Raw genomic sequence first — 24,218 nt, 5'->3', positions numbered from 1 at the left:
TCACTCACCCATCAATTCGAAGACGGTCTCGACCACATGCTTCACGAAGGGCTCTTCCATGATGGTGAGGTGGTCGCCGTCCACGTCGATCTTCCTGAAGTCGCCGGTGGTGCGCTCGCGCCAGCCGTTGGTGGGGTCCTGGTGCATGGACTGGATCGAGGTGTGCATGTTGTCCAGGACCGGGGGCAGCGGCTGCTTGGCGCGGATCAGCACCATGTCCTGCTCGACGGGCTCGGGCCGGTAGGCGAACGCGGCCCGCCAGTTGGCCTCGTAGACGCTGAAGAGCCGCCGGACGATCGCGCCGGAGGACCCGGCTGGCAGCACGCCCTCGTCGACCGCGAGCTGGGCGATGAAGTCGAACTTCTCCTCCAGCGTCGCCAGGCGCGCCGGAATGATCTCCTCCGGGGACTTGCCGCCGCGCTTGAGCCACAGCAGCTCCCAGAAGAACCAGGTGAGCAGGGCGTCGTCGCCGGTGGCCGTGCGGCGGCCCGGGTTGAGGGCCGTGGTGTCGAGGAGGACCAGGCGCGCGATCTCCTCGCCCGCCGCCCGCAGCTGGCGCGCCATCTCGAAGGCCACGAAGCCGCCGAAGGACCAGCCGCCGATGGCGTACGGGCCGCTGGGCTGCACCCGCTTCATGGCCTCGATGTAGCTCGCGGCGATCTCCGGGACGCCGCGCAGCGGTTCGGTGCCCGCGTCGCTGCCCGCCGCCTGGAGGGCGTAGAACGGCTGGTTCTCCGGCAGATGGTCCTTGAAGCGGAGGTAGCACAGGACGTTGCCGCCCATGGGGTGGACGAAGAACACCGGCCGCTTGTCGCCCGCGGGCCGGATGGGCACCAGCGGGTCGAAGGCGGCCACCGCGCCGCCGTCGCGCAGCCGGTCCGCGAGCTCGGCGACCGTGGGCGAGGCGACGAACTCGGACAGCGGGACGTTGATGCCGTACCGCTGCTCGATCAGGACGACGAGGCGCATCGCGGTGAGCGAGGTGCCGCCGAGGTCGAAGATGTTGTCGTGGACGCCGATGGCGGGCAGTTGGAGGAGCTCGCCGAGGATCTCGGCGAGGCTGCGCTCGTACGCGTCGCGCGGGGCCGTGGTGTCGCCGGTGGTGCCCGCGGTGAGCTGGAGGCGGCGCAGGGCGGCGTCGTCCCGCTTGCCGCTGGGGGTCAGCGGCAGCGCGTCGAGCCACTCGAAGTGCGACGGCACCATGTAGTCGGGCAGCACCGTGCGGAGCTGCTTGCCGAGCTGGTCGAGGTCGGTGTGGGCCGGGTCGCCGACCAGGAAGGCGGCGAGGAAGGAGTCGTTGCCCTCGCGGCGGCGGGCGACGACGGCGGCCTCGGTCAGCCCGGTGTGGTCCTGGGCGAAGCGGGTGATGGCCAGCTCGACCTCGGCGGGCTCGACGCGGAAGCCGCGCACCTTGACCTGCGAGTCCTCGCGGCCGACGCAGACGATCGCGCCGTCCGGGAGCCGGAAGCCGAGGTCGCCGGTGCGGTAGAGGCGCTCGGTGCGCCCGTCGGCGGTGCGGGTGACGAACCGCTCGGCGGTCAGCTCCGGCTGGTCGGCGTAGCCCTCGGCGAGGCAGGCGCCGGCCAGGTGGAGCTCGCCCTTCACACCGTCCGGCACGGGCCGCAGCCGGTCGTCGAGGACGTGCACGGCGGCGCCGTCGATCGCGGTGCCGATGGGCGGCAGCGCGGGCCAGGCGGCGGGGTCGCCGGTCATGGTGTGGGCGGTGACGACGTGCGACTCGGTCGGCCCGTACTGGTTCTCCAGGATCACGCCGGGGAGCCGCTCGCACAGCGCGCGGATCTCGTCGGTGACGCGGAGCTGCTCGCCGGAGGACGCCAGCGCCTTGATGCTCTTCGGCACGGTGCCGAGGGCGACCGCGGTCTCGGCGAACTGCTGGAGCGCGACGTACGGCAGGTAGACCCGCTCGACGCCGTGCCGGTCCAGCAGGCGCAGCAGCGCGGGCATGTCGCGCCGCTCGTCCTCGGAGACCAGCAGCAGGTTCCCGCCGCCGCAGAGCGTGGAGAAGATCTCCTGGAAGGACACGTCGAAGCTCATCGGGGCGTACTGGACGGTCGTGCCGCCGACGACGCCGCTGGGGACGCGGTTCTGCCAGGCGACGAGGTTGGCGAGCGACCGGTGGGGCATCGCGACGCCCTTGGGCTTCCCGGTGCTGCCGGAGGTGAAGAGGATGTACGCGACGGACCCGGGCGCGATCTCCGGCAGCGGGGTGTCCGCGGGCGCCTCGCCCGCGAGGACGTCCTCGGCGGTGAGCACGGCGGTGCCCTCGGCGAGGAGGTGGGCCTGGCCCGCGTGGGCGACGACCCGGAAGGGACGGGCCTGCTCCAGCATGGAGGCGAGCCGCTCCTGCGGGTAGTCGGTGTCCAGCGGGACGGTGGCGGCCCCGGCCCGGAGCACGCCGAGGATCACGGCGACGGTCTCGGGCGAGCGGCTCATGGCGATGCCGACGCGGTCGCCGGGCGCCGAGCCGAGGGCGGTCAGTGTGCGGGCCACCTTGGCGGAGGCGCGCTCCAGCTCGGCGTACGTCCAGGTGGTGTCGCCGTGGGTGAGGGCGGTGGCGTCCGGGGTGCGGGCGGCCTGCGCCTCGAAGAGACGGACGACGTCGGGGTGCGCCCCGGTCCCGGCGGCGGGCACGTCGGCGGGCGCGAGGAACGCGAAGTCGGGTGTCTCGTCGGGGTGTTCGACCAGGCGGCGCAGGATGCCGGTGAAGCCGTCCGCGTAGAGCTCGGCCTGGGCGGTGCTGAAGGTGCGGCCCTGGAAGTCCATGCGCAGGGTGATGCGTTGGTCCGTCGGGTCGGTCATGGCGTTGACCAGGATCTGGAAGTTGGTCTCCTCCCAGGCCCGGAATTCCCGCAGTTCGACGCCCGGCAGCCGGAAGACGTCGCCGAGCTGGCGGAAGTGGATGTAGTTGAACGCGGTCTCCAGGACGGTGACGCCGAGGTCCTCCTGGATGGAGCTGAGCGGGTAGCGGCGGTGCGGGTGGCTGTCCTGCTCCTGCCGGAACGCCTCGCGGACGACGCCGAGCCAGCTGTCGGCGGCCGTCTCCAGGCGGACGGGCATGGTGTTGAGGAAGAGGCCCGCGATGCGCTCGGAGCCGTCCTGCTCGGGGCGGCCGTGGGTGACGAGGCCGGTGGTGATGTCCGTGGCACCGGAGAACAGCCGCAGGGTGAGGCAGTGCGCGGCGAACAGGACGGACTTCACGGGCAGGGCGTGCTCGCGCGCGAAGGCGCGGAGCGTGCCGGTGAGTTCGTCGGGCAGTTCGACCTTGCGGATGACCAGCTCGTCGCCGGCGGGTGCCTCGTGCGGCCGGAACGCGCCGAGCTGCGGCAGCTCCGCGCCGCCGAGCCGCTCGCGCCAGAACGCGCGGGTGGCCTCGGACTCCAGGGCCTGCCGCTCCGCGCGGATGTGCAGTGCGGGGGACGGCAGTTCGCGGTCCGCGACGGCGTCGATGCCGAGGCCGACGGCGTGCAGGTAGTCCTGGAACAGCTCGCTCACCAGGTTGGCGACGCTGCCGCCGTCGAGGATCGCGTGGTGGAAGCTGAGGACGAGCTCGACGGTCCCGTCGAGGACGTGCACGCGGAAGTGGTACAGCGGCGCCTGCTCGAAGACGTACGGGTGGCGGCGACGCTCCTCGACGTGCCGGGATATCTCGGCGCGGGCGGCCGCGTCGCCCCGGCCGCGCAGGTCGACGATCTCCAGCCCGTCCGCGCCCCTGGTGTCCCGGACGTACGGCGCCACGGTCTGCAGCGGCTCCGAGAAGGTGCCGAGGTCGAACGAGGAGCGCAGGACGGGGTGGCGGGCGACGAGCAGGCCGAAGGCCCGCCGGAACCGGTCCTCGTCCCAGGGCAGTACGAAGGTGTACCGGAAGACGTCGCGGTAGACGGCGGAGTCCTGCTGGGCGCGGCTGTGGTAGAGCAGGCCGAGCTGGAGGCGGGACAGCGGGTAGGCGTCCTCGGTGCCCTCCAGGCGGGCCCGGTCGACGCCGGAGACCAGGCCGAAGGGGGCGAGCGCGGGCTCGTCGGCGGCGGCCGGGGCGGTCGTGGTCAGGGCGGCCAGCGCGGCGACGGTGGGCTGCCGCATCAGGTCGGTGAGCGAGAAGTGGATGCCGCGCTTCTCGGCCTCCGCCCGGACCCGCAGCATCAGGATGGAGTCGCCGCCGAGCGCGAAGTAGTCGTCGTGGACGCCGACGCTCCCGACCTCCAGGACGTCCGCCCAGATCGCGGCGAGCGCCGCCTCGGTCGCGTCGCGCGGCGCCGCGTCCGTACGGGCCGGGCCGCCGTCGGCGGCGGGTGCGGGCAGCGCGCGGCGGTCGGCCTTGCCGTTCGGGGTGAGCGGTACGGCGTCGATCCGCACATAGAGCGCGGGGATCATGAACTCTGGCAGGTTCGCGGCGAGTTCGGCGCGCAGCGCCGCGGGCTCGACGGGTTCGTCCGCGACGTAGTAGCCGACGAGGTGCGTGCCGCGCGCGGGGGTGTGCCGGTCGATCACGAGGGCATCGCGCACCCCGGCGACCTGCGCGAGGTGGTGCTGGACCTCGCCCAGCTCGACGCGGTTGCCGCGGATCTTCACCTGGCCGTCGATGCGCCCGAGGTACTCGACGGTGCCGTCGGCCAGCCACCGGGCGAGGTCGCCGGTGCGGTAGAGGCGGCCGCCGGGGACGAACGGGTCCTCGGTGAACTTCTCGGCGGTCAGCTCGGGGCGCTCCAGGTAACCGCGCGCCACCTGCACACCGCCGATGCACAGCTCGCCGGGGACACCGACGGGCTGGAGTCCGCCGTGCGCGTCCAGGACGTGGAGGCGGGTGTTGTGGACCGGCCGGCCGATCGGCACCCGGCGCACGGGGCCGTCGGCGGGGCAGTCGAAGTACGAGACGTCGACGGTGGCCTCGGTCGGCCCGTAGAGGTTGACCAGCCGCGGCGCGCTGTCCCCGGCGAAGATCCGGTTGAACTGCTCGACGCGGGCGGCGGGCAGGGCCTCGCCGCTGCAGAAGACGTGGCGCAGGGAGGCGGCCTCGGCGCGCAGCTCCGGCCGCTCGTCCAGCAGGTCGAGGAAGGGGCCGAGCATGGACGGCACGAAGTGCATGACCGTGACGCGCTGTTCGGCGAGGGTGCGCAGGATGCCGCGCGGGTCCTTCTCGCCGCCGACGGGCAGCAGGGCCAGGCTCGCGCCCTCGACCGCCCACCAGAACAGCTCCCACACCGACACGTCGAAGGAGATCGGCGTCTTCTGGAGCAGGACGTCGCCCTCGCCCACGGGGTAGCGGCTCTGCATCCAGGCGAGGCGGTTCACCACGGAGCGGTGCTCGACCATGACGCCCTTGGGCCTGCCGGTGGAGCCGGAGGTGTAGATGACGTAGGCGAGGTCGCGGGAGGTCGCGGCGGGTTCCAGGGGCCCGTCCGGGCCGTCGAGCGGCGCGTCGGCGCGCAGCACCCGTACGTCGGCGCCGACCCGCGGCTCCGGGGCGTCCCCGGCGACGAGGACGACCTTGGCGCGGCTGTCCCGGAGCAGGTACTCGATGCGCTCGGCGGGGTAGCCGGGGTCGACGGGCATATACGCGCCACCGGACTTGAGCACGCCGAGCAGGGCGACCAGGGTGTTCGGCGAGCGGCGCATCAGGACGGCGACGCGGTCGTCGGGCCGGACGCCCTCGGCGCGCAGGGCGCGGGCGAGCCGGTCGGCGCGGGCGTCGAGCTCGGCGAAGGTGAGGCCGGGGGTGTCGCCGTCGGCGGCGACGGCGAGCCGGTCGGGGGTGCGGGCCGCCTGCTCCTCGACGAGGCCGTGCAGGGTGCGGTCGCTCGCGTACGGCACGAGGGGCCCCTGCCGGGTCGCGGTGAGCTCCTCGTACTCGTCCTCGCCGAGCATGGGGAGGGTGACGGCGGGCAGGTCCTCCCGCTCGACGCCGTTCACGATCAGCGCGTGCAGGTGCCCGGCCACGGACTCGATCGGGTAGTCCTCGTCGAAGACGTCCCGGGCGTAGTCCAGGTCGATACGGAGGTCCGCGTCGTCCTCGAAGGCGTGGATCTGGACGGCCAGGGCGTCGGACACGTGCGCCGGGGCATGGATGACGCTCTCGACAACGGCACCGGAGGGCGCCGCGGGCCGCGCGTGCCGCAGGTAGGACAACGTGACGTCGAACAGCCGACGGTCGCCACCGCTGGTCGTGGCCGCGTTCGTGGGAAGCTCGCGCAGCAGGTCGCCGAAGGCGAGCCGTTCGTGGCCGCGGTGGGCGTCGGTCGCGGCCCGTACGCGGCCCGCCAGCTCGTGCAGCGTGGCGTCCGCGGTGACGGCCACCCGCAGGGGCAGGTTGTTCGCGAACTGCCCGACCGTACGCAGCTCCCGCTCCGTACGGCGGTTGCGGAAGGGGACGCCGAGCACGATCTCGTCGACGCGGTGGACGCGCGAGAAGTACGTCGCGAAGGCGGCGGCGACGAAGGAGAAGGGCGAGCTGCCGCCCTTGCGTATCCGCTCGACGAGCGCGGCCTCGACGGTGAACGTGTGGCGGCCGCTGCGGTGTTCGCGGTCGTGCCGCGGGGCGGCGGCACGGGTGAACAGGGCGGGCGCGACGCCGTCGAGGGCCTGCCGGTGGTGGGCGCGGTCCTCCTCGTACGCGGCGGAGGCGCGGTACGCGGCGTCGGCGGCGACGGTGTCGAGCGGGGACGGCGGGACGGGGGTGCCGGCCGGGTCCTGAAGGGGATCCTGGAGGGGTCCGCCGCTCGTGACCCGGTCGTACTCCGCCCAGGTCTGCAGGGAGACCTCGTTGGCCGCCCAGGCGTCCGCGACGAGGTGGTGGACGTTCAGGAACAGGTGGGCGACGTCGTCGCTCTCGCGCAGCACCGCCGCGGTGAACAGCCGTCCGCCGCGCAGCGGGAACGGGCGCGTGAAGGAGCTGTCCCGCCAGGCGGCGCAGGCGGCGGCCGGGTCCGCCGCACCGGAGAAGTCGACGAACCCGACCCGGTCGGCCGTGTCGGCGTCCGGGTCCTCGAGCCACTGGCCGGGGACCCCGTCCAACTCGTCGAAACGCAAAGAGAACGCCTCGTTGCGGCGCAGCACACCGGTCAGGCAGCGGCGCAGCACATTCAGGTCGACCCGGCCGTCGAGTCGCTCATGAATGACCACATTGAATTGGTGATCGCCGGGGGCATGTGATTCTGCCGCCCAGATGTCACGCTGGTACGAGGTAAGGGGGAGAATACGGGGAGGCGTCATGGCCTTCCTTCCGCTTTCGACAAAGGGGGGTTATCCGGCCTCTCGCCCTCGACCTTAGATTTTCCATAACCGTCCGTACCACTACTTGTACGAGTGGAAGCCGACCACTCGTTCGAGTGGTTGCCCTGATGGTGTACCGAAAAGTCTGGACAAATCACCGTGGTTTTCGCCCTGTTGACGGACTAGCCTCCGGCTCGTGACCACATTCATTCAGGGCTCGGGTCCTGCACTGCTGCTGGCGCACGGCGCGGGCAGCGATATCCAGGACAGTTACGGACCGATTCTCGGCGAACTCGCCCGCACGCGAACGGTCGTAGGCCCGGATTTCCCCGGCTCGGGAAGTGTCCCGCTGCCGGGCGAGACCCCCCTCTCCCTGGACCTGCTGGCGGACCACATCGTGGATTCCGCGGTGCGGTCGGGCGCGGATTCCTTTGCCCTCTCCGGCTTTTCCATGGGCACGGCGGTCGCGGTCCGCGCGGCGGCCCGGCACCCGGAGCGGGTGACCGCACTCGTCCTCTCCGCCGGCTTCGCCAGACCGAACGCGCGGCTGCGGCTCGCCGTCGACACGTGGCGCGCACTGGGCCGGAGCGGTGACGGGCGGACGCTGGCGGCCTATCTGTCCCTGGCCGTGGGCGGCCCCACATGGCTCGACGCCCGGTCCGCGGAGGAGGTCGAGGAACAGCTGGAGCTCTTCGCGGCGGGCATGCCGCACGGCACGGACGAGCAGCTGGCCCTCTTCGAACACATCGATGTACGGGGCGACCTGGCGGGAATCGGGGTACCGACGCTGGTCGTCTCCCCGACGGAGGACATCCTCATCACACCGCTCCACTCCCGCGAACTCGCGGACGGCATCCCGGGGGCGACGCTGGCCACTTTGGAGTGCGGACATGCGATTGCCGCGGAGCGGCCTGACGAATGGGCGGCGCTGATCGGGGAGTTCCTGGCGAAGGCCGGCCGATAGACCTGGAGCGGCTCAAAAATATTTGTTCCAGCCTATTCGTACCGCGCCGGAACACCTTCTCGTAAAGAGGCCGCGCACGGGCCTTCCACATGGCTTCCAGCGGAACTCGAAGCCGTTTTGATAATCCTTGAAAAGCCGACCAACAGGTTTACCATTCACTGACGTCAGCGACCTGAAAAGGTTGACAGGGGGACAACGTGAGTCAGCGAACCGATACTCTGATGGAACTCGACGTGGCCACTGCGGCCCATGCGTACCGCCCCACCACCGACGCCTTCGTGCACCGTTCGTGGCGGATCCTCATCGTCGAGAACGACACGGGAGCGGCCACCGTCCTGGCCCGCGACCTCCGGCGGCACGGGCACGCCGTGGACATCGTCACCACCGGCAGCGACGCCCTGCACGCCTACACGGACGCCGACTTGGTGCTGCTCGACCTGGAGCTGCCCGACCTCGACGGTCTCGAGGTGTGCCGTGCGATCCGCGCGGCCGACGAGACCCCGCTCATCGCCGTGACGACCCGGGGAACCGAACTGGACCTCGTCCTCGGGCTCCAGGCGGGCGCGGACGACTATCTGGCCAAGCCCTATGGATTCCGTGAGCTGATGGCCCGCATGGAGGCGGTCATGCGCCGCGCGCGGCCCCGCCGGTCGGCCGCGACCACCATCAGCGTCGGCCCGCTGCTGATCAACCCGGGCACGCGGGAGGTGACCCTGCACGGCAGGCTCGTGCCGACCACCCGCAAGGAGTTCGACGTGCTCCACCTCCTCGCCTCGCACCCCGACACGGTGATCTCCCGCGAGGCGCTGATGCAACGGGTCTGGGGGGACACCTGGTCCCGGCGCACGGTCGACACCCACGTCAGCACTCTGCGCAACAAGATCGGCGTCGACTGGATCATCACCATCCGTGGTGTGGGGTTCCGCTTCGGCCGTGGCTGAGGCCCCGCCCCGACTCCACCAGGATTTGACATTCACCTGTCGGCAGCCCGACGCACCTGCCACGCCCTTGCGGAACTCGACGAACTCCTGAAGACAACGCTGTTGATCGGGCCCTCGGGTTCGAAGAACCTGGAGATCACGATCCGGCACGCCTTCCCGCCGCCACCACCCGCGACCCCACCGCCGGTGCCCCGGCCGCGGCGCGCGGCCGGGGAGTGCCCCAGGGCCTCGTGACCGCCCCGGCGCGGCCACACCGATGAAGGGATCCGCCTTGTCCAAGCAGGAGTTCACGATCGAGGACCTCAAGCGCATCCTCCTGGAGGGTGCGGGCGCCGACGAAGGTGTGGACCTCGACGGCGACATCCTCGACACCGATTTCGACGCCCTCGGCTACGAGTCGCTGGCGCTCCTCGAGACGGCCAGCCGCATCGAGCGCGAGTACGGCATCAGCCTCGACGACGAGATCTTCACCGACCACAACACCCCGCGTACCTTGCTCGCCGCCGTCGACGCGAGCCTCAAGGCCCTCGTCGACGCCTGAGCACCCCGCCGGAAGGACAGCCCGGTCAACTGCGGGCCGCCCACGGCCGGTCGCGCCCACGCGGCGGGAGCCACGGACCGACGCCTTCCCGCACCGCACTCCGGCAGGACCGCCCGGCACACGCCGCACGGCCGCCGCGCCCGGCACCGCGGGCACACACCATCACTCCCCCATCCTTTCGTTCCATTGGAGACAGGACTCATGTCGGATCAGGGCAAGCGGGTCGCCGTCGTCACCGGCGGCACCAGCGGAATCGGGCTGGCTGTGGCCCGCCTCCTGGCCACCCGGGACCACCGCGTGTTCATCGGCGCCCGCAGCGCCGGCAACATCGCCGAGGTCGTCGAGGAACTGCGGAAAGAGGGCCTCGACGTGGACGGCGCGGTCGTCGACGTCCGGTCCGGTGAGGGCGTGCACGCCTGGATCCAGGCCGCCGTGGACCGCTTCGGAACCATCGACGTCGTCGTGAACAACGCGGGCCGGTCCGGCGGCGGGGTCACCGCCGACATCTCCGAGGATCTCTGGCACGACGTCATCGACACCAACCTCAACAGCGTCTTCCGGGTGACCCGCGAGGCACTCGACACGGGCGGCCTGCGGCACAAGTCCTGGGGCCGCATCATCAACATCGCCTCCACCGCAGGCAAACAGGGCGTCGTGCTCGGCGCCCCGTACTCGGCTTCCAAGCACGGCGTGGTCGGGTTCACCAAGGCGCTGGGCAACGAGCTGGCCCCCACCGGGATCACCGTCAACGCCGTGTGCCCGGGGTACGTCGAGACCCCCATGGCCCAGCGTGTGCGCCAGGGCTACGCCGCCGCCTACGACACCACCGAGGACGCCATCCTCGAGAAGTTCCAGGCCAAGATCCCTCTGGGGCGCTACTCCACGCCGGAGGAGGTGGCCGGGCTCGTCGGCTACCTGGCCTCCGACACCGCCGCCTCCATCACCTCCCAGGCTCTCAACGTCTGCGGCGGCCTCGGCAACTTCTGATCCGGCGCCCGTCCGCCGAGCCAACCCCGTCCGACCGCAAGGAGCATGAACATGTCGCAGCCCGGCCTGCGCGAGGTGGAACACGAGATCACGATCTCGGCCCCGGCCGCCGCCGTGTACCGGTTGATCGCCGAGGTGGGCAACTGGCCCCGGATCTTCCCCCCGACCATCTACGTGGATCACGTCCCGACCGGCGCGCAGGAGGAGCGCATCCGCATCTGGGCCACGGCCAACGGCGAGGCCAGGACCTGGACGTCGCTGCGCACCCTCGACGAGGCCGGACTGACCATCACCTTCCGCCAGGAGGTTCCCGCGCACCCCGTGGCCGCCATGGGCGGCACCTGGGTCATCGAGCCCCTCGGCGCCGGCACCTCCCGGGTGCGGCTGCTCCACGACTACCGGGCCGTCGACGACGACCCGGCCCATCTCGAGTGGATCGACCGGGCCGTCGACCGCAATTCGCGTTCCGAACTGGCGGCCCTCAAGACCAATGTCGAGGCCGCCCACGCCGCCGAGGACCTCACCTTCTCCTTCGAGGACAGCGTCCGGGTCGACGGCTCCGCGAAGGACCTCTACGACTTCGTCAACGAGGCCCACCTCTGGAACGAGCGCCTGCCGCATGTGGCCACGGTGCGGCTGACGGAGCCGTCGCCCGGTCTGCAGGAACTGGAGATGGACACCCGCGCCAAGGACGGCTCGGTGCACACCACCAAGTCCTGGCGGGTCACCTTCCCCCACCACCGGATCGCCTACAAGCAGACCACGCTGCCGCTGCTGATGACGCTGCACACGGGGTACTGGACGTTCGCCGAGGACGGCAACGGCGTCACCGCGTCCTCACAGCACACCGTCACCATCAACACGGCGAACATCGCCAGGGTGCTCGGTCCCGACGCGGGCATCGACGACGCGAAGGACTACGTCCGCACCGCGCTCAGCACCAACAGCCGGGCGACCCTCCAGCACGCCAAGGACTACGCGGAGAGCCGTAGCTGACCGGGCGCACCACCGCGCGGGCCACGGCGGACCGTACGACCGCCCCGCCGTGGCCCCGCCGCCCCACGCCTTCCCCTGCATTCATCCGCAAGGAGACTTTTCCATGGCTCAGCAACTCCCTGCCGTCGCGAGCGCCTTGGCGGTGACATGAGACTGCTGGTCACCGGTGCGGCCGGGTTCATCGGCTCGCACTTCGTACGCACACTGCTCGACGGGGGATACCCCGGCCTCGGGCCGGTCCGGACGACGGTGCTCGACAGACTCACCTACGCGGGAACCCGCGACAACCTGCCCGCCGCCCACCCGCGCCTGGACTTCGTCCACGGCGACATCCGCGACGCGGACCTGCTGCGGGACCTGCTGCCCGGCCACGACGCGGTGGTCCACTTCGCCGCGGAGTCCCACGTCGACCGGTCCGTCCGCTCGGCGGCCGAATTCGTGGACACCAATGTGCGCGGCACCCAGACCTTGCTGGACGCCTGCCTGGAGACCGGCGTCGACCGCTTCCTGCACGTGTCCACCGACGAGGTGTACGGCTCCATCGCCGAAGGCTCCTGGACCGAGGACCGGCCGCTGCTGCCCAACTCCCCCTACGCCGCGTCCAAGGCGTCGTCCGACCTCATGGTGCGCTCGTACTGGCGCACCCACGGGCTCAACGCGTCCATCACACGCTGTTCCAACAACTACGGGCCCCGTCAGCACCCCGAGAAGCTGATCCCCCTGTTCGTCACCCGGCTGATGGAGGGCCTGCCCGTCCCGCTGTACGGCGACGGACAGAACGTCCGCGAATGGCTGCACGTCGACGACCACTGCCGCGCGATCGCCCTCGTGCTGGCCAAGGGCCGCGCCGGGGAGGTCTACAACGTCGGCGGCGGCAACGAGCGGACCAACCGGGAGATCACCGAGCAGCTGCTCACGCTGTGCGGCGCGGACTGGTCGTCGGTGCGCCGAGTGGCCGACCGCAAGGGCCACGACCGGCGCTACGCGCTGGACGAGGCCAAAATACGCGCCGAGCTCGGGTACGCCCCGCGCATTCCCTTCGAGCAGGGCCTCGCCGACACCGTCGCGTGGTACCGCGACAACCCGGCGTGGTGGAAGGCCGTACAACAGCGCAGCGACAACGCCAGCCGGCCCCGCCGGGAAGGAATCGCATCGTGAACGTCCACAAGGGGCTCGTCCTCGACGAGACCGCGAAGTTCCACCGGGCCGTCCAGGACGAGCGCCCCTTCGTCCCCGGCACGACCGAGATCTGGCCCGCGGGCGCGGTCTTCGACGAGAGCGACCGGGCCGCGCTGGTCGAGGCCGCCCTGGAGATGCGGGTGGCCGCGGGCCCCAGCTCACGCAAGTTCGAGTCCCGCTTCGCCCGGCGCATGGGACACCGCAAGGCACACCTGACCAACTCCGGCTCGTCCGCGAACCTCCTGGCGCTGACGGCCTTCACCTCGCACCTGCTGGAGGACCGCCGGCTCCGGCCGGGCGACGAAGTGATCACGGTGGCCGCGGGCTTCCCCACCACCGTGAACCCGATCCTCCAGAACGGGCTCGTCCCGGTCTTCGTCGACGTCGAGCTCGGCACCTACAACACCACCGCCGACAGGGTCGCCCGCGCCATCGGCCCGAAGACCCGCGCCATCATGATCGCCCACGCGCTGGGGAACCCCTTCGAGGTCACCGAGATCGCCCGGCTCGCCCAGGACCACGACCTGTTCCTGATCGAGGACAACTGCGACGCCGTGGGCTCCCTCTACGACGGCCGGCCCACCGGCACCTTCGGCGACATCACCACGGTGAGCTTCTATCCGGCCCATCACCTCGCCATGGGCGAGGGCGGCTGCGTCCTGACCTCGAACCTCGCCCTCGCGCGGATCGTGGAGTCGCTGCGCGACTGGGGCCGCGACTGCTGGTGCGAGCCGGGCGAGACCAACAAGTGCCTCAAGCGGTTCAACTACCAGATGGGCACCCTGCCCGAGGGCTACGACCACAAGTACATCTTCTCGCACGTCGGTTACAACCTGAAGGCCACCGACATCCAGGCCGCCCTCGGGCTGACCCAGCTCGACAAGCTCGACCGCTTCTGCGCCGCGCGGCGGCACAACTGGCGCCGGCTGCGCGAGGGCCTGGACGGCGTGCCCCATCTGATCCTCCCCGAGGCGACGGTGCGCAGCGACCCCAGCTGGTTCGGATTCGCGCTGACCGTCTCCCCGGACGCGCCCTTCCAGCGGTCGCGGCTGGTGGACTTCCTGGAGGACCGCAAGATCGGCACCCGCCGGCTGTTCGCGGGCAACCTGACCCGCCACCCCGCCTACATCGACCAGCCCCACCGGGTCGTCGGCGACCTCACCAACAGCGACATCGTCACCGACCAGACCTTCTGGGTCGGCGTCTACCCGGCACTGACCGACGAGATGCTCGACTACGTCATCGCCTCCGTCAAGGAATTCGTGGAGGCCAACTCATGACCACGCACTCCGCGCCGGCCCGCCGTCCCGCCGAGGGCCTGCTGCGCCCCAGGCACGACCGGGACGCGGCGCGGCGCTTCGCGCTCTCCGCCGCCACGGTCCACGGCGCGCACATGGACACCGAGGACGTGCACCGCTGGCTCGACGAACGCCGGGCCGCCCACCCCTTCCGGGTGGAACGGATCCCCTTCGCGCGGCTGGAAGGGTGGAGCTTCCAGGAACCCACCGGCAACCTCGCCCACGACAGCGGGAAGTTCTTCACGGTCGAGGGCCTGCGGGCATCGAGCACCGCCTGGCCGTACGGCACATGGCACCAGCCCATCATCAAGCAGCCCGAAGTGGGCATTCTCGGCATCGTGGTCAAGGAATTCGAGGGCGTCCTGCACTTCCTGATGCAGGCGAAGATGGAGCCGGGCAACCGGAACCTGCTGCAGCTGTCCCCCACGGTCCAGGCCACCCGCAGCAACTACACCAAGGCACACCACGGCAGCGACGTCGCCTACCTGGAGTACTTCACCGACAGCAGCCGCGGCCGGGTGCTCACCGACGTCCTCCAGTCCGAGCACGGTTCATGGTTCTTCCGCAAGAGCAACCGCAACATGATCGTCGAGGCCGTCGGCGACGTCGCACCGCACGACGACTTCCGCTGGCTCACCCTGGGGCAGATCGGAGCCCTGCTGCGCCGGGACAACGTCGTCAACATGGATGCCCGCACCGTCCTGTCCTGCGCCCCGTACGCCGACGACGACGGTGCCGCCCTGCACCCGGACACCGCGCTCCTCTCCTGGTTCACCACGGAACGCGCCCGGCACGAGCTCACCGCCGAGCGGGTTCCGCTGAAGGGCCTGCCCGGCTGGCGGCGCGGCGAGTGGTCCATCGACCACGAACTGAACCGCTACTTCAGCGTGGTGGCCGTCTCGGTGACGGCCGGCAGCAGGGAAGTCGCCCGCTGGACCCAGCCACTGTTCGAGCCGCGCGGGCCGGGCGTCACGGCCTTCCTGACCCGGCGGATCGGGGGCGTTCCCCATGTGCTGGCGCACGCCCGGGTCGAGGGCGGGTTCGCCGACACCGTCGAACTGGGGCCGACCGTCCAGTACACACCGGCGAACTACGCCCACCTGACGGGCGCCGACCGCCCGCCCTACCTCGACCTCGTACTGAGCGCCGACGCCTCGCGGATCCGCTACGCCGCCCTCCACTCGGAGGAGGGCGGCCGCTTCCTCAACGCCGAGAGCCGCTACCTGATCGTGGAGGCGGACGAGGCCGACGCACCGCTCAAGGCGCCACCCGGCTACCTGTGGGTGACACCGCACCAACTCGCCGACTGCGTACGGCACAACCACTACGTCAATGTGCAGGCCCGCACCCTCCTCTCCTGCCTGACCTCGAAAGCAGCGGTCCTTTGACGGCGGCGGTGCGCATGGGCGTCCTGGGCTGCGCGAGCATCGCGCGGCGCCGTGTGCTCCCCGCCATGAAGACCTGCCCGGACGTGGAACTCGTCGCGGTCGCCGGCCGCGACGCGGCCACGGCCCGTGCCACGGCGGAGGCGTTCGGCTGCGACGCCGAACACGGCTACGCGGCACTGCTGGAGCGTGCGGACATCGACGCCGTGTACGTCCCGCTTCCCACAGGACTGCACGGCGCATGGGTGGCGGCGGCCCTCCGGGCAGGAAAGCACGTCCTCGCGGAGAAGCCGCTGACCACCGGCGCGGAGGAGACCAGGCGGCTGGCCCGCCTGGCCGCCGCGAAGAACCTGGCGCTCGCGGAGAACGTCATGTTCGTCCACCACTCCCAGCACGCGGCGGTACGCCGCCTCGTCGCGGACGGCGCGATCGGACAACCACGCGTCCTGCAGGCCACGTTCACCATTCCACGGCTGCCGGACGGCGACATCCGGCTCGACCCGGCGCTCGGCGGAGGAGCCCTGTGGGACACCGGCGTATATCCGGTCCGGGCGGCCCTGCACCTGCTGGGTGACCGGCTGCGCGTCGCGGGCAGTGTCTCCGTCCGGGACCAGGGGTACGCGGTCGACACCTCGGGCGCCGCGCTGCTGCACACGCCCGAAGGCGTCACCGCCCACCTGACCTACGGTTTCGACCACGCCTACCGGTCCGCGTACACGATCTGGGGCAGCACCGGAAGGATCACCGTCGACCGGGCCTTCACCCCGCCGGCCGACCATGTGCCGAGCGTGCTGCTGGAACGGCCCGACGGCACCGAGCGCCTCGATCTCGCCCCGGACGACCAGGTCCAGGGCACGCTCTCCGCGTTCGCACGGGCCGCCCGTGCCTCCGCCCCCCTGAGCCCGGTGGTCCTCCGGCAGGCGGACCTGCTGGACGAGCTGCGCCGGCGCGGCACCACCGGATGACGCCACCGGTCCGCCGTCCGCGGACCGGTGCGCACTCCCTCTCCCCCACCCAGGAGCACCCCCCATGGATCAGCCGTCCCGTCAGACCCCGCCGAAAGCCCGACCCATCACCCTCGACGCCGGGGGACTGCCCCTGTCCGGCCTGCTCGCACAGCCGGCATCCGCACCGCCCCGCGCGGTCGTGGTCGCCGTGCACGGCGGAGGGACGAGCGCGGGCTACTTCGACAGTCGGGCGCGCCCCGGCCTGTCGCTGCTCTCCCTCGGTGCCGAGCTCGGCTACAGCGTGCTCGCCCTGGACCGGCCGGGGTACGGGGCCTCGGCACCCCACCTGCCCGAGGGGCAGGGCCTGGCCGACCAGGCACGGACCCTGCACCTGGCCCTGGCCGACTTCGCCGCGCACCGGGACACGGGCGCCGGATTCTTCGTCGTGGCCCACTCCTACGGCGGCAAGGTCGCCCTGTGCGCCGCCGCGGACGAGCGGGGCGCCGGCCTCATCGGGCTGGACATCTCCGGACTCGGCAGCCGCCTCGCGGTGGACCGGCGGGAGCTGCCCCACGCCGACGGGCCGGGCGCCTGGCGCCGCCACTGGGGCCCCCTGCGGCTGTATCCGCCGGACGCCTTCCGGCTCGGCGCGTCCCTGGTCGCCCCCATTCCCCCGCGCGAGGCGGAGGAAGCCCCCGCCTGGCCGCGGATGTACCCCGGCGTCGCCGCGCGGGTGACCGTGCCGGTGCGGTTCACCTTCGCCGAGCAGGAACAGTGGTGGCACCACGACGAGGAGTCCGTCGCCGCACTGCTGGCGCCGCTGGCCGCGGCCCGCTCCGAGGTCTGCCGGCAGCCGTCCGCGGGCCACAACATCAGCCAGGGCTGGGCCGCCCGCACCTACCACCTCCGGGCGCTCGCCTTCCTGGAGGAGTGCCTGCTGGCCCGGGACACCACGTTGCCGTCGCCTCTCGCCGTGAGCCCCGCGTGACGGATCCGGCACCGCCACGGCCGTGGCGCGCCGGACGGGACCGACAAGCCACCGCCGTTATCCGACGAGGAGTTGCGTCCATGCGTTTCAACCTGATCGGCCCCTTCGAGATCGTCAGCGACGACGGACGGGTCTACCGTCCGGGAACTCCGAAGGTCTGTCAGACGCTCGCCCTGCTGCTGACCCGGCCGCACGAGATCGTCACGGCCGAGTCGCTCATCCAGGAGCTGTGGGGGGAGCGTCCGCCGCGCAGCGCCGTCACCACCCTGCAGACGTACATCTACCACGCACGCCGCATGTTCCAGAACGAAGGCCTGACCGCCCCCGGGCGCCCGCTGATCGTCACCACTCCGCCCGGCTACGCGATCCAGGTCGAGGACTCCGAGGTGGACATCCGGGTCTTCGAGAAGCTGGTGAAGAGGGCACGCGGCCACCTCGGCAACGGCGACGCGCCGTCCGCCCTGCGCACCGTGCGGGAAGCGCTGGAGCTGTGGCGCGGCCCCGCCCTGTCCAACTTCCAGGCGGGCGACGTGCTCCAGGGGCACATCGTGCACCTGGAGGAGCTGCGCATCCGGGCCTTCGAGATCCAGATCGAGGCGGAGGAGCAGCTCGGACGCCATCGCGAATCCATCCCCGAGCTGCGCCGGCTGATCAGCCAGTACCCGCTCAACGAGTGGTTCCACACCCAGCTCATCGCCGCGCTGGGGGCCGCGGGCCGACGGGCGGAGGCCCTGCAGGCCTACCACCACGTGCGCCGGCTGCTCGCCGACGAACTGGGCCTGGAACCCTCCGTGGAACTCCGGGAGTTGCTGACCCGGCTGCTGAGCGCGGGCCCCCACGACGCGGACACCTGGTCGTCCCGGGGCCGGTCCCGGCCCGAGCTGCTCGCCGCGGCCTCCGCCGTCTGACGCCCCGGGCCGTGCGCGGGGCGCGGCGGGAAGACCTTCGTGGGTGCGGTGCGCGTGGTGAACGCACCGCACCCACGAGCCGTGCTCATCCCGCCCGCCGCACCTCGTCGAGGGCGCGCAGGACGGCTGTCTGCTTGGTGTCGCGCTCGCGCACCAGGTCCTCGTACGACGTGCCGCCGTAGGCCTGCTCCGCCTGGTCGATGAGCAGGGCGACGGTCGCGTCGTCCATCGGGGGCCGCCCGAGCAACTCCCAGCCCTGCTCCAGACCGGCTCCCAGCGTGGTGAGCCACTTGCTCAGACCGCCGGTCCCGCCGCCCAGATGGAAGGCGAGGAACGGGCCGATGGTCGCCCACCGCAGGCCTATGGAGTGCGTGACCACCTGGTCCAGCTCCGCCAGGCTGACGACGCCTTCGCGCACGAGGTGCACGGACTCGCGCAGCAGTGCCGACTGGAGACGGTTGGCGGCGAACGCCAGGATCGGCTTGCGCAGCACCACCGGCACCCGGCCGACCGACGCGAAGAACGCGACGGCCTCCTCGACCGCCTCGGGCGCGGTCCGCTCCCCGGCGACCACCTCGACGAGCGGCACCACGTGCGGCGGGTTGAACGGGTGCCCGACCACCAGGCGCGCCGAGTCCGCCATCCGGGCCCCCATGTCGTCGGGGCTGAGCGTGGAGGTCGAGGACAGCAGCAGCGCGTGCGCGGGGACGGCCTTCCCGATGCGCTCGTACAGCTCCTGTTTGAGCTCCAGGTTCTCCGGCGCGTTCTCGACGACGAAGTCGGCGTCGGCGACGGCCCGTTCCAGGTCCGGCTCGAACTCCAGGCGGTCGCCGAACGCGGCCGGACCGTCGGTCCCCTCGGGCAGGAACGGGGCGAACAGCCGCAGCGCCTCCTCGACGATCTCCGGGGCGTTCTCCCGGCGGCTGTTGACCCGCACCCTCAGCCCGTGGCCGAGGAACAGGGCGATCCACCCCAGCCCGATGGTCCCCGCGCCGATCACGGTGACCGTTCGCTGTCGCGTCACGCTCATGCCCGGCCTCCGCCCAGCTTCGGGATGACCTGCTCGGCCATCAGCCGCATCGTCGTCGCCGCGTCCTCGAAGGACAGGTGGCCCGAGTGCACACCGAGGCTGATGGAGATGTCGTCGCCGAACCACTCGCCGATCTGCTCCAGCTGGGCCCGCACCTGCTCGGGGGCGCCGATGAGCAGCTTCCGCTGCGCCATCTTCTCGTCGAAGTGCGAACGCCTGGTGGCCTCGACGAGCTTCTCGTAACCCGGGTAGGCGTCGGAGCGGACGTCGGCCCACGAGGCGACCGCGTCGCGGATCGCGGCGGAGTTGCGGTCGTCGTCGTAGCGGCCCTTGCGCCGGGCCTCCTCGCCGTCCTCCGCCACCACACAGGGGTAGCTGAAGTGGATCTGCTCGGTGCCCGGTGTACGGCCGGAGGCCGCCCACTCGGCGCGGTAGATCTCCAGCCGGCGCTGGAGCTCCTCGGTGGACATCACATTGGGCACCGACTGGAGGTTGTGCCCGCGGCGGCCCGCCTCGGCACAGGACTCGGCGCTGCGCGCGGTCGTGACGAACACCGGCGGATGGGGTTCCTGCACCGGCCGGGGCAGCAGCGTGACGGGGCCGAACCGGTGGAACTCCCCGTCGAAGACCACGTCTTCCTCGGACCACAGCCGCTTGATCGCCTCGACGCCCTCCACGAAGCGGTCCTTGGACTCGTCGATGGAGATGCCGAACGCCTTGAACTCGTCCGGCAGGAAGGCCCGGCCGAAGGCGGCGTCGACCCGGCCGCCGGAGATGTTGTCCAGCATGGCCAGCTTGCCCGCCAGCTTCACCGGGTGCTGGAAGGCGGGGATGGTGGCGCTGGTGCCGAGCCGGACCTTCTCGGTGCGGCCCGCCGCGGCTGCCAGGAAGGTCACCGGGTCGGGGCTGTAGCCGCCGTAGGGGAAGAAGTAGTGCTCGACCATCTTCACATGGTCGAAGCCGAGTTCCTCGGCGAGGTCGACGAGGCGCAGCGCCTCGTCGAAGTACTGCCGGCCCGACTTGTCGGCCGGTCCCACGGTGGGGAAGAAGACGATTCCGAACTTCACGAGGGCTCCTCTGCCGGGTCAGTCGCGGCCGGAGCCGTCGTGGTGGAGGTCGCGGTGGCACACCTGCCAGGTGCCGTCCACGGACACCAGGTGGTCGTGGCAGACGACGCTGGCGAAGATGTCGAGCGCGCCGCCCTGGGGGATGCGCATGGCCAGGGCGTAGGAACGGGTGCGCAGGGAGCCGTCCGGCTGCGGACGGACGTCCAGCATGCCCAGCCAGTGGCGGAAGTCGAGCTTGTCGTCGTCGAGCCGCTTCTTGCGGGCCCGCGAGGACTCCCTGATGGCGTCCCGCCCGCGCAGCGGCTCGTTGAGACGGCTCGCCTCCTGGAAGACGGCGTCCTCGGTGAACGTCTCCGCCCAGTCGTCGGGGCGGCCGTCGTCGAGGAGGCCCATCTGGCGGGCGTAGAACTGCTGCACCTGGGTGTAGAGCTCGGCGGGGACGGCCGTCTCCGCGGGGGTGCTGGATGGGGTGTCGCTCATGCGAGCTGCCTTTCTCTGGGTGTGCCGGTTCTCTGGGTGTGCCGGTGGACCGGCAGCGGTACGTCTTCGCTCTTCGTGGTCACGCGGCGGCCGGTGCGGCGGCCAGGAGCTGGGAGCCGTAGGCGGCGGCCGCCGGGTCGAAGCGCAGCGCCACATGGCTCGCCAGGCTGTGCACGTCCCGCCAGATCCGCTGCAGCGGATGCCCGGCGAGCTGCGCCGAACTGCCGGACGCGCGGAGTGTCCACTCCACGGCGTCGACGAGCTGTCCGACGGCGTAGGCACAGTCCGCGGGGGTCCGTGCCGCCTCGTGCGCGGAGGCGTGCGGGGCGTCGGCGACCTGCGCGGCGCGTTCCATCAGCAGCGCGGCGCCGTCGACGGCGATCGCGGTCCTGGCCAGGGCCCTGCGGGCACCGGCGTCCGCCTCCTGCGGGCACGTCCCGGACTGCTCCCGCCACAGACGCAGCGCGGTGCGCGCCGCGCCCAGCGCGGGGGCCCCGAACAGCAGCCCGCTCAGCAGCCGCAGGGGGGCGGTGTGGCACCGGGCGTCCGAACCGACGCTGCGGCCCTCGATCATGTCCTGGCGGGGGAAGGCGCGGTGCACCGGGACGAACACGTTGTCCGCCAGGAGGGTGTTGCTTCCCGTCCCGCGCATGCCCGACGACGTCCAGGTGTCCATCACCCGGTAGTCCCGGCGCGGCAGCGCGAAGAACCACGGCTCCCGGCCGCCTTCCCGGGGGACCAGCGCGGACACCAGTGCCCAGTCCGAGATGCCGACCGCGCTGGTGAAGCTCCACTCGCCGGTCACCCGCCAGCCGTCGGCCACCGCGGTGGCACCGCCGCGGGGGATCAGCGCGCCCACCACGGCGGTGTCCGGGCCCTTGGCCCACAGTTCGCGCTGCCCCTCCTCGGGGAGGAAGGCCCCCATCCTGGCCGCGCCCGCGAGGACGGAGGCGGACCAGGCGGCGGAGGTGCAGCCCTCGGCGAGGTGGGAGACGGCGTGGAGGAGCTCGGTGACGGAGCCGGCCGCGCCGCCCCACCGGGCGGGAACGAAGTGCCGGGCGAACCCGGCGGCCACGATGCCGTCGGCGACGTCGTCCGACAACTCCCGGAGGCTGTCGGCCTGATGGGCGTCACGGGCCGCGACGGCGGCGAGATCGCGTGCTCTGCTCCGTAGCCCCGGTGCGGGGGCGGGCCGACTTGGCATCAGGATCCACTTCCTCGTTCGACGTGGCGCCGCGCGGTGCGGGTGGTGACGCAGCCACCTTCGCGAGGGCTGATCCAGGGCCGCTGGAAGGCCGCTCGACGGCCGGCGGGAGGACGGCCTGGCGGGTGTCTCGACCCGCGTTCGATCCGGTCCGGCCAGCCTCGGAACCCTGTGGGCTGCCGACGGCCGGAGACCGGCGGCGCCGTGACGACGACACGAGGAGACCGCCGTGAAAGGAATCATCCTCGCCGGGGGCAACGGCACCCGGCTGCACCCCATCACGCTGGGGGTGTCCAAACAGCTCCTGCCCGTCTACGACAAGCCGATGATCTATTACCCGCTGTCGGTGCTGATGCTCGCCGGCATCCGGGACATCCTGATCATCTCCTCGCCGCGGGACCTCCCGCAGTTCCGTACCGTGCTCGGGGACGGCAGCGCGCTCGGCATCAGCCTGTCGTACGCCGAGCAGGCCGAACCCCGGGGGCTGGCCGAGGCGTTCACCATCGGCGCCGGCCACATCGGCGACGACAGCGTCGCGCTGGTGCTCGGGGACAACATCTTCCACGGGCCGGGCTTCTCGCTCCTCCTGCAGGAGCACGTGCCGCATACGGAGGGTGCCCTGCTGTTCGGCTACCGCGTCCGGGATCCGCAGCGGTACGGCGTGGGCGAGGCGGACGCGGAGGGACGGCTGATCTCCCTGGAGGAGAAGCCCGAGAAGCCCCGTTCCAACCGGGCCATCACAGGGCTGTACTTCTACGACAACGACGTGGTCTCCATCGCCCGCGGCCTGCGGCCCTCGCCGCGCGGGGAGTTGGAGATCACCGACGTCAACCTGCACTACCTCCAGCGGGGCAGCGCCCGCCTGGTCGACCTGGGCCGCGGCTTCACCTGGCTGGACACCGGCACCCACGACTCCCTGCTGGACGCGGGCCAGTACATCCAGACGCTGGAGCACCGCCAAGGGCTGCGGATCGCCTGTGTCGAGGAGGTGGCGCTGCGGATGGGGTTCATCAGCCCGGAACAGTGCCACCGCCTCGGCGAGAAGCTCGGGAAATCCGGTTACGGCCGCTACATCATGGACGTCGCCACGTCGCTGTGGGACGCCGGACCCGAGGAGCGTGCGGGTTCACTGGCCCGCCTGGCCCCGGCGTGACCGCCGTGCGACGACCCCGGCCGTTCTCCGCGGCCACGGCCCGGAGATGATCTGTGTCTGACTTCCGAAGGAGCTGACGATGACGACGAGCACCACAGACGAAGCCGCCGCCCGCACCGATGTGGTCCTGTGGGCCGACCCCGTGTGCGTGTGGACCTATGTGACCTACCGGTGGCTGCGCGAGGCGGAGTCGGTCCGCCCCCTCTCCCTGTCACTGCGCCCGACTGTCCTGGGGTATCTGGAAGGCGCTCCGGGGCTGGACGACGAGCACGCGCGGTTCCTGGCGCGGGCGCCCAGGCCGGTGCGCGTGCTGGCCGCCGCCCGCGCGGAGCACGGCGAGGATGCCGTGGCCCCGCTGTACGAGGCGACGGCGCGGCGTTTCCACGGGACGGGCGGGCTCTACGACGGCCTCGCGGAGCGTGCCCGCGGCCTCGACCGGCAGGACAAGCGTGCTCTCCAGGGCGAACTCCTCGAGCGGTCGGACGAGGTGATAGCGGAAGCGCTCACCGAGATCGGCCTGCCCGCCGCCCTGGCCGCGGAGCAGCACTCCCCCGCGTGGGACGAACAGCTGCGCGCCTCCCACGAGTCGATACCGACCGGCGGCCGGGAACTCGACATCCTCGGCGTACCCGTGATCTCGGTCGACGGCGGGGTCGGCGTCTTCGGACCGGTGCTCGGCGCGGTTCCGGCCGGGGAACGCGCGGGCCGCCTGTGGGACGGGTTCCGGGCTCTGGCCCTGGAGGACGACTTCCTCGAGCTCCGGCGTGTGACCCCGCGGCCGTTGCCCCGGCCCGAGTTGCTGCACTGACTCCCTGGGCGCACCGCATGGAAACGGCTCGGGGCCCGGCGGACGATTTCCGTCCGCCGGGCCCCCGGCCGGTTGAAACCCCCCGCCCCGCCGTGCCGCCCGGAGGCGGCGGGCCGGT

Annotated in this window: 18 protein-coding genes; 13 read left to right on the top strand and 5 right to left on the bottom strand. The window is 71.8% G+C overall.

The window, feature by feature from the left end:
- Positions 1–7,224: an amino acid adenylation domain-containing protein gene (locus ACWD4A_RS22815; protein ID WP_451196683.1), complete on the bottom strand. Its 7,224-nt coding sequence runs from the start codon at positions 7,222–7,224 to the stop codon at positions 1–3.
- 196 nt (positions 7,225–7,420) lie between these two features.
- On the opposite strand from ACWD4A_RS22815, the gene ACWD4A_RS22810 reads away from it, so the two are divergent.
- The 11 genes from ACWD4A_RS22810 (at position 7,421) to ACWD4A_RS22760 (ending at position 18,358) form a co-directional block, all read left to right on the top strand.
- Complete coding sequence (locus ACWD4A_RS22810) at positions 7,421–8,188, top strand: alpha/beta fold hydrolase (RefSeq protein WP_451196681.1); 768 nt, start codon at positions 7,421–7,423, stop codon at positions 8,186–8,188.
- A 197-nt stretch (positions 8,189–8,385) separates the two neighbouring features.
- Positions 8,386–9,129: a response regulator transcription factor gene (locus ACWD4A_RS22805; protein ID WP_451196678.1), complete on the top strand. Its 744-nt coding sequence runs from the start codon at positions 8,386–8,388 to the stop codon at positions 9,127–9,129.
- A 271-nt stretch (positions 9,130–9,400) separates the two neighbouring features.
- Complete coding sequence (locus tag ACWD4A_RS22800; RefSeq protein WP_451196675.1) at positions 9,401–9,670, top strand: acyl carrier protein; 270 nt, start codon at positions 9,401–9,403, stop codon at positions 9,668–9,670.
- A gap of 201 nt (positions 9,671–9,871) precedes the next feature.
- Positions 9,872–10,657, top strand: coding sequence for a 3-oxoacyl-ACP reductase FabG (gene fabG, locus ACWD4A_RS22795; protein WP_451196673.1), 786 nt, complete (start codon positions 9,872–9,874; stop codon positions 10,655–10,657).
- 51 nt (positions 10,658–10,708) lie between these two features.
- Positions 10,709–11,653 carry an aromatase/cyclase gene (locus tag ACWD4A_RS22790; RefSeq protein WP_451196671.1) on the top strand — a complete coding sequence of 315 codons (945 nt, stop codon included), beginning with the start codon at positions 10,709–10,711 and terminating at the stop codon, positions 11,651–11,653.
- A 147-nt stretch (positions 11,654–11,800) separates the two neighbouring features.
- Complete coding sequence (gene rfbB, locus ACWD4A_RS22785) at positions 11,801–12,811, top strand: dTDP-glucose 4,6-dehydratase (protein WP_451196669.1); 1,011 nt, start codon at positions 11,801–11,803, stop codon at positions 12,809–12,811.
- Positions 12,808–14,112 (top strand): lipopolysaccharide biosynthesis protein RfbH, encoded by a 1,305-nt coding sequence (gene rfbH, locus ACWD4A_RS22780; protein ID WP_451196666.1) that lies wholly within the window; start codon positions 12,808–12,810, stop codon positions 14,110–14,112. The genes rfbB and rfbH overlap by 4 nt, the downstream gene beginning before the upstream one ends.
- Positions 14,109–15,518 carry an NDP-hexose 2,3-dehydratase family protein gene (locus ACWD4A_RS22775; RefSeq protein WP_451196664.1) on the top strand — a complete coding sequence of 470 codons (1,410 nt, stop codon included), beginning with the start codon at positions 14,109–14,111 and terminating at the stop codon, positions 15,516–15,518. The genes rfbH and ACWD4A_RS22775 overlap by 4 nt, the downstream gene beginning before the upstream one ends.
- Complete coding sequence (locus ACWD4A_RS22770) at positions 15,515–16,480, top strand: Gfo/Idh/MocA family protein (protein WP_451196662.1); 966 nt, start codon at positions 15,515–15,517, stop codon at positions 16,478–16,480. Before ACWD4A_RS22775 ends, ACWD4A_RS22770 begins: the two co-directional genes overlap by 4 nt.
- Positions 16,481–16,544: 64 nt before the next feature.
- On the top strand, positions 16,545–17,450 hold the full coding sequence (locus tag ACWD4A_RS22765; protein WP_451196659.1) for an alpha/beta hydrolase: 906 nt from the start codon (positions 16,545–16,547) through the stop codon (positions 17,448–17,450).
- Between the two features lie 80 nt (positions 17,451–17,530).
- The gene (locus ACWD4A_RS22760) at positions 17,531–18,358 is read left to right on the top strand and encodes an AfsR/SARP family transcriptional regulator (protein WP_451196656.1); all 828 of its coding nucleotides are present in this window, start codon (positions 17,531–17,533) and stop codon (positions 18,356–18,358) included.
- An 85-nt stretch (positions 18,359–18,443) separates the two neighbouring features.
- On the opposite strand, the gene ACWD4A_RS22755 is transcribed toward ACWD4A_RS22760, so the two are convergent.
- The 4 genes from ACWD4A_RS22755 to ACWD4A_RS22740 all read right to left on the bottom strand — a co-directional run bounded on the left by ACWD4A_RS22755 (position 18,444) and on the right by ACWD4A_RS22740 (position 22,139).
- A complete protein-coding gene (locus tag ACWD4A_RS22755; RefSeq protein ID WP_451196654.1) occupies positions 18,444–19,388 on the bottom strand; it encodes a 3-hydroxyacyl-CoA dehydrogenase NAD-binding domain-containing protein in 945 nt (314 codons plus the stop codon).
- Positions 19,385–20,455, bottom strand: a complete 1,071-nt coding sequence (locus ACWD4A_RS22750) for an LLM class flavin-dependent oxidoreductase (protein ID WP_451196651.1) — start codon at positions 20,453–20,455, stop codon at positions 19,385–19,387. The genes ACWD4A_RS22755 and ACWD4A_RS22750 overlap by 4 nt, the downstream gene beginning before the upstream one ends.
- Positions 20,456–20,473: 18 nt before the next feature.
- Positions 20,474–20,935 carry a nuclear transport factor 2 family protein gene (locus ACWD4A_RS22745; RefSeq protein ID WP_451196649.1) on the bottom strand — a complete coding sequence of 154 codons (462 nt, stop codon included), beginning with the start codon at positions 20,933–20,935 and terminating at the stop codon, positions 20,474–20,476.
- A 79-nt stretch (positions 20,936–21,014) separates the two neighbouring features.
- Complete coding sequence (locus ACWD4A_RS22740) at positions 21,015–22,139, bottom strand: hydrolase (RefSeq protein WP_451196647.1); 1,125 nt, start codon at positions 22,137–22,139, stop codon at positions 21,015–21,017.
- Between the two features lie 229 nt (positions 22,140–22,368).
- On the opposite strand from ACWD4A_RS22740, the gene rfbA reads away from it, so the two are divergent.
- A complete protein-coding gene (rfbA, locus tag ACWD4A_RS22735; protein WP_451196644.1) occupies positions 22,369–23,292 on the top strand; it encodes a glucose-1-phosphate thymidylyltransferase RfbA in 924 nt (307 codons plus the stop codon).
- 79 nt (positions 23,293–23,371) lie between these two features.
- Positions 23,372–24,100, top strand: a complete 729-nt coding sequence (locus ACWD4A_RS22730; protein ID WP_451196642.1) for a mycothiol-dependent nitroreductase Rv2466c family protein — start codon at positions 23,372–23,374, stop codon at positions 24,098–24,100.
- Positions 24,101–24,218: the final 118 nt, after the last annotated feature.

It is taken from the genome of Streptomyces sp. NPDC002537 (genome assembly GCF_053594975.1).
This window is presented reverse-complemented; position numbering and strand designations above follow the sequence as displayed.

Excerpts from the sequence above, each read along its gene's own strand:
- ACWD4A_RS22790 (WP_451196671.1), top strand. The coding sequence starts at position 10,709 with ATGTCGCAGCCCGGCCTGCGCGAGGTGGAACACGAGATCACGATCTCG.
- ACWD4A_RS22730 (WP_451196642.1), top strand. The coding sequence starts at position 23,372 with ATGACGACGAGCACCACAGACGAAGCCGCCGCCCGCACCGATGTGGTC.
- ACWD4A_RS22760 (WP_451196656.1), top strand. The coding sequence starts at position 17,531 with ATGCGTTTCAACCTGATCGGCCCCTTCGAGATCGTCAGCGACGACGGA.
- fabG (WP_451196673.1), top strand. The coding sequence starts at position 9,872 with ATGTCGGATCAGGGCAAGCGGGTCGCCGTCGTCACCGGCGGCACCAGC.
- ACWD4A_RS22765 (WP_451196659.1), top strand. The coding sequence starts at position 16,545 with ATGGATCAGCCGTCCCGTCAGACCCCGCCGAAAGCCCGACCCATCACC.
- ACWD4A_RS22815 (WP_451196683.1), bottom strand. The coding sequence starts at position 7,224 with ATGACGCCTCCCCGTATTCTCCCCCTTACCTCGTACCAGCGTGACATC.
- ACWD4A_RS22745 (WP_451196649.1), bottom strand. The coding sequence starts at position 20,935 with ATGAGCGACACCCCATCCAGCACCCCCGCGGAGACGGCCGTCCCCGCC.
- ACWD4A_RS22755 (WP_451196654.1), bottom strand. The coding sequence starts at position 19,388 with ATGAGCGTGACGCGACAGCGAACGGTCACCGTGATCGGCGCGGGGACC.
- ACWD4A_RS22775 (WP_451196664.1), top strand. The coding sequence starts at position 14,109 with ATGACCACGCACTCCGCGCCGGCCCGCCGTCCCGCCGAGGGCCTGCTG.
- ACWD4A_RS22740 (WP_451196647.1), bottom strand. The coding sequence starts at position 22,139 with ATGCCAAGTCGGCCCGCCCCCGCACCGGGGCTACGGAGCAGAGCACGC.
- rfbB (WP_451196669.1), top strand. The coding sequence starts at position 11,801 with ATGAGACTGCTGGTCACCGGTGCGGCCGGGTTCATCGGCTCGCACTTC.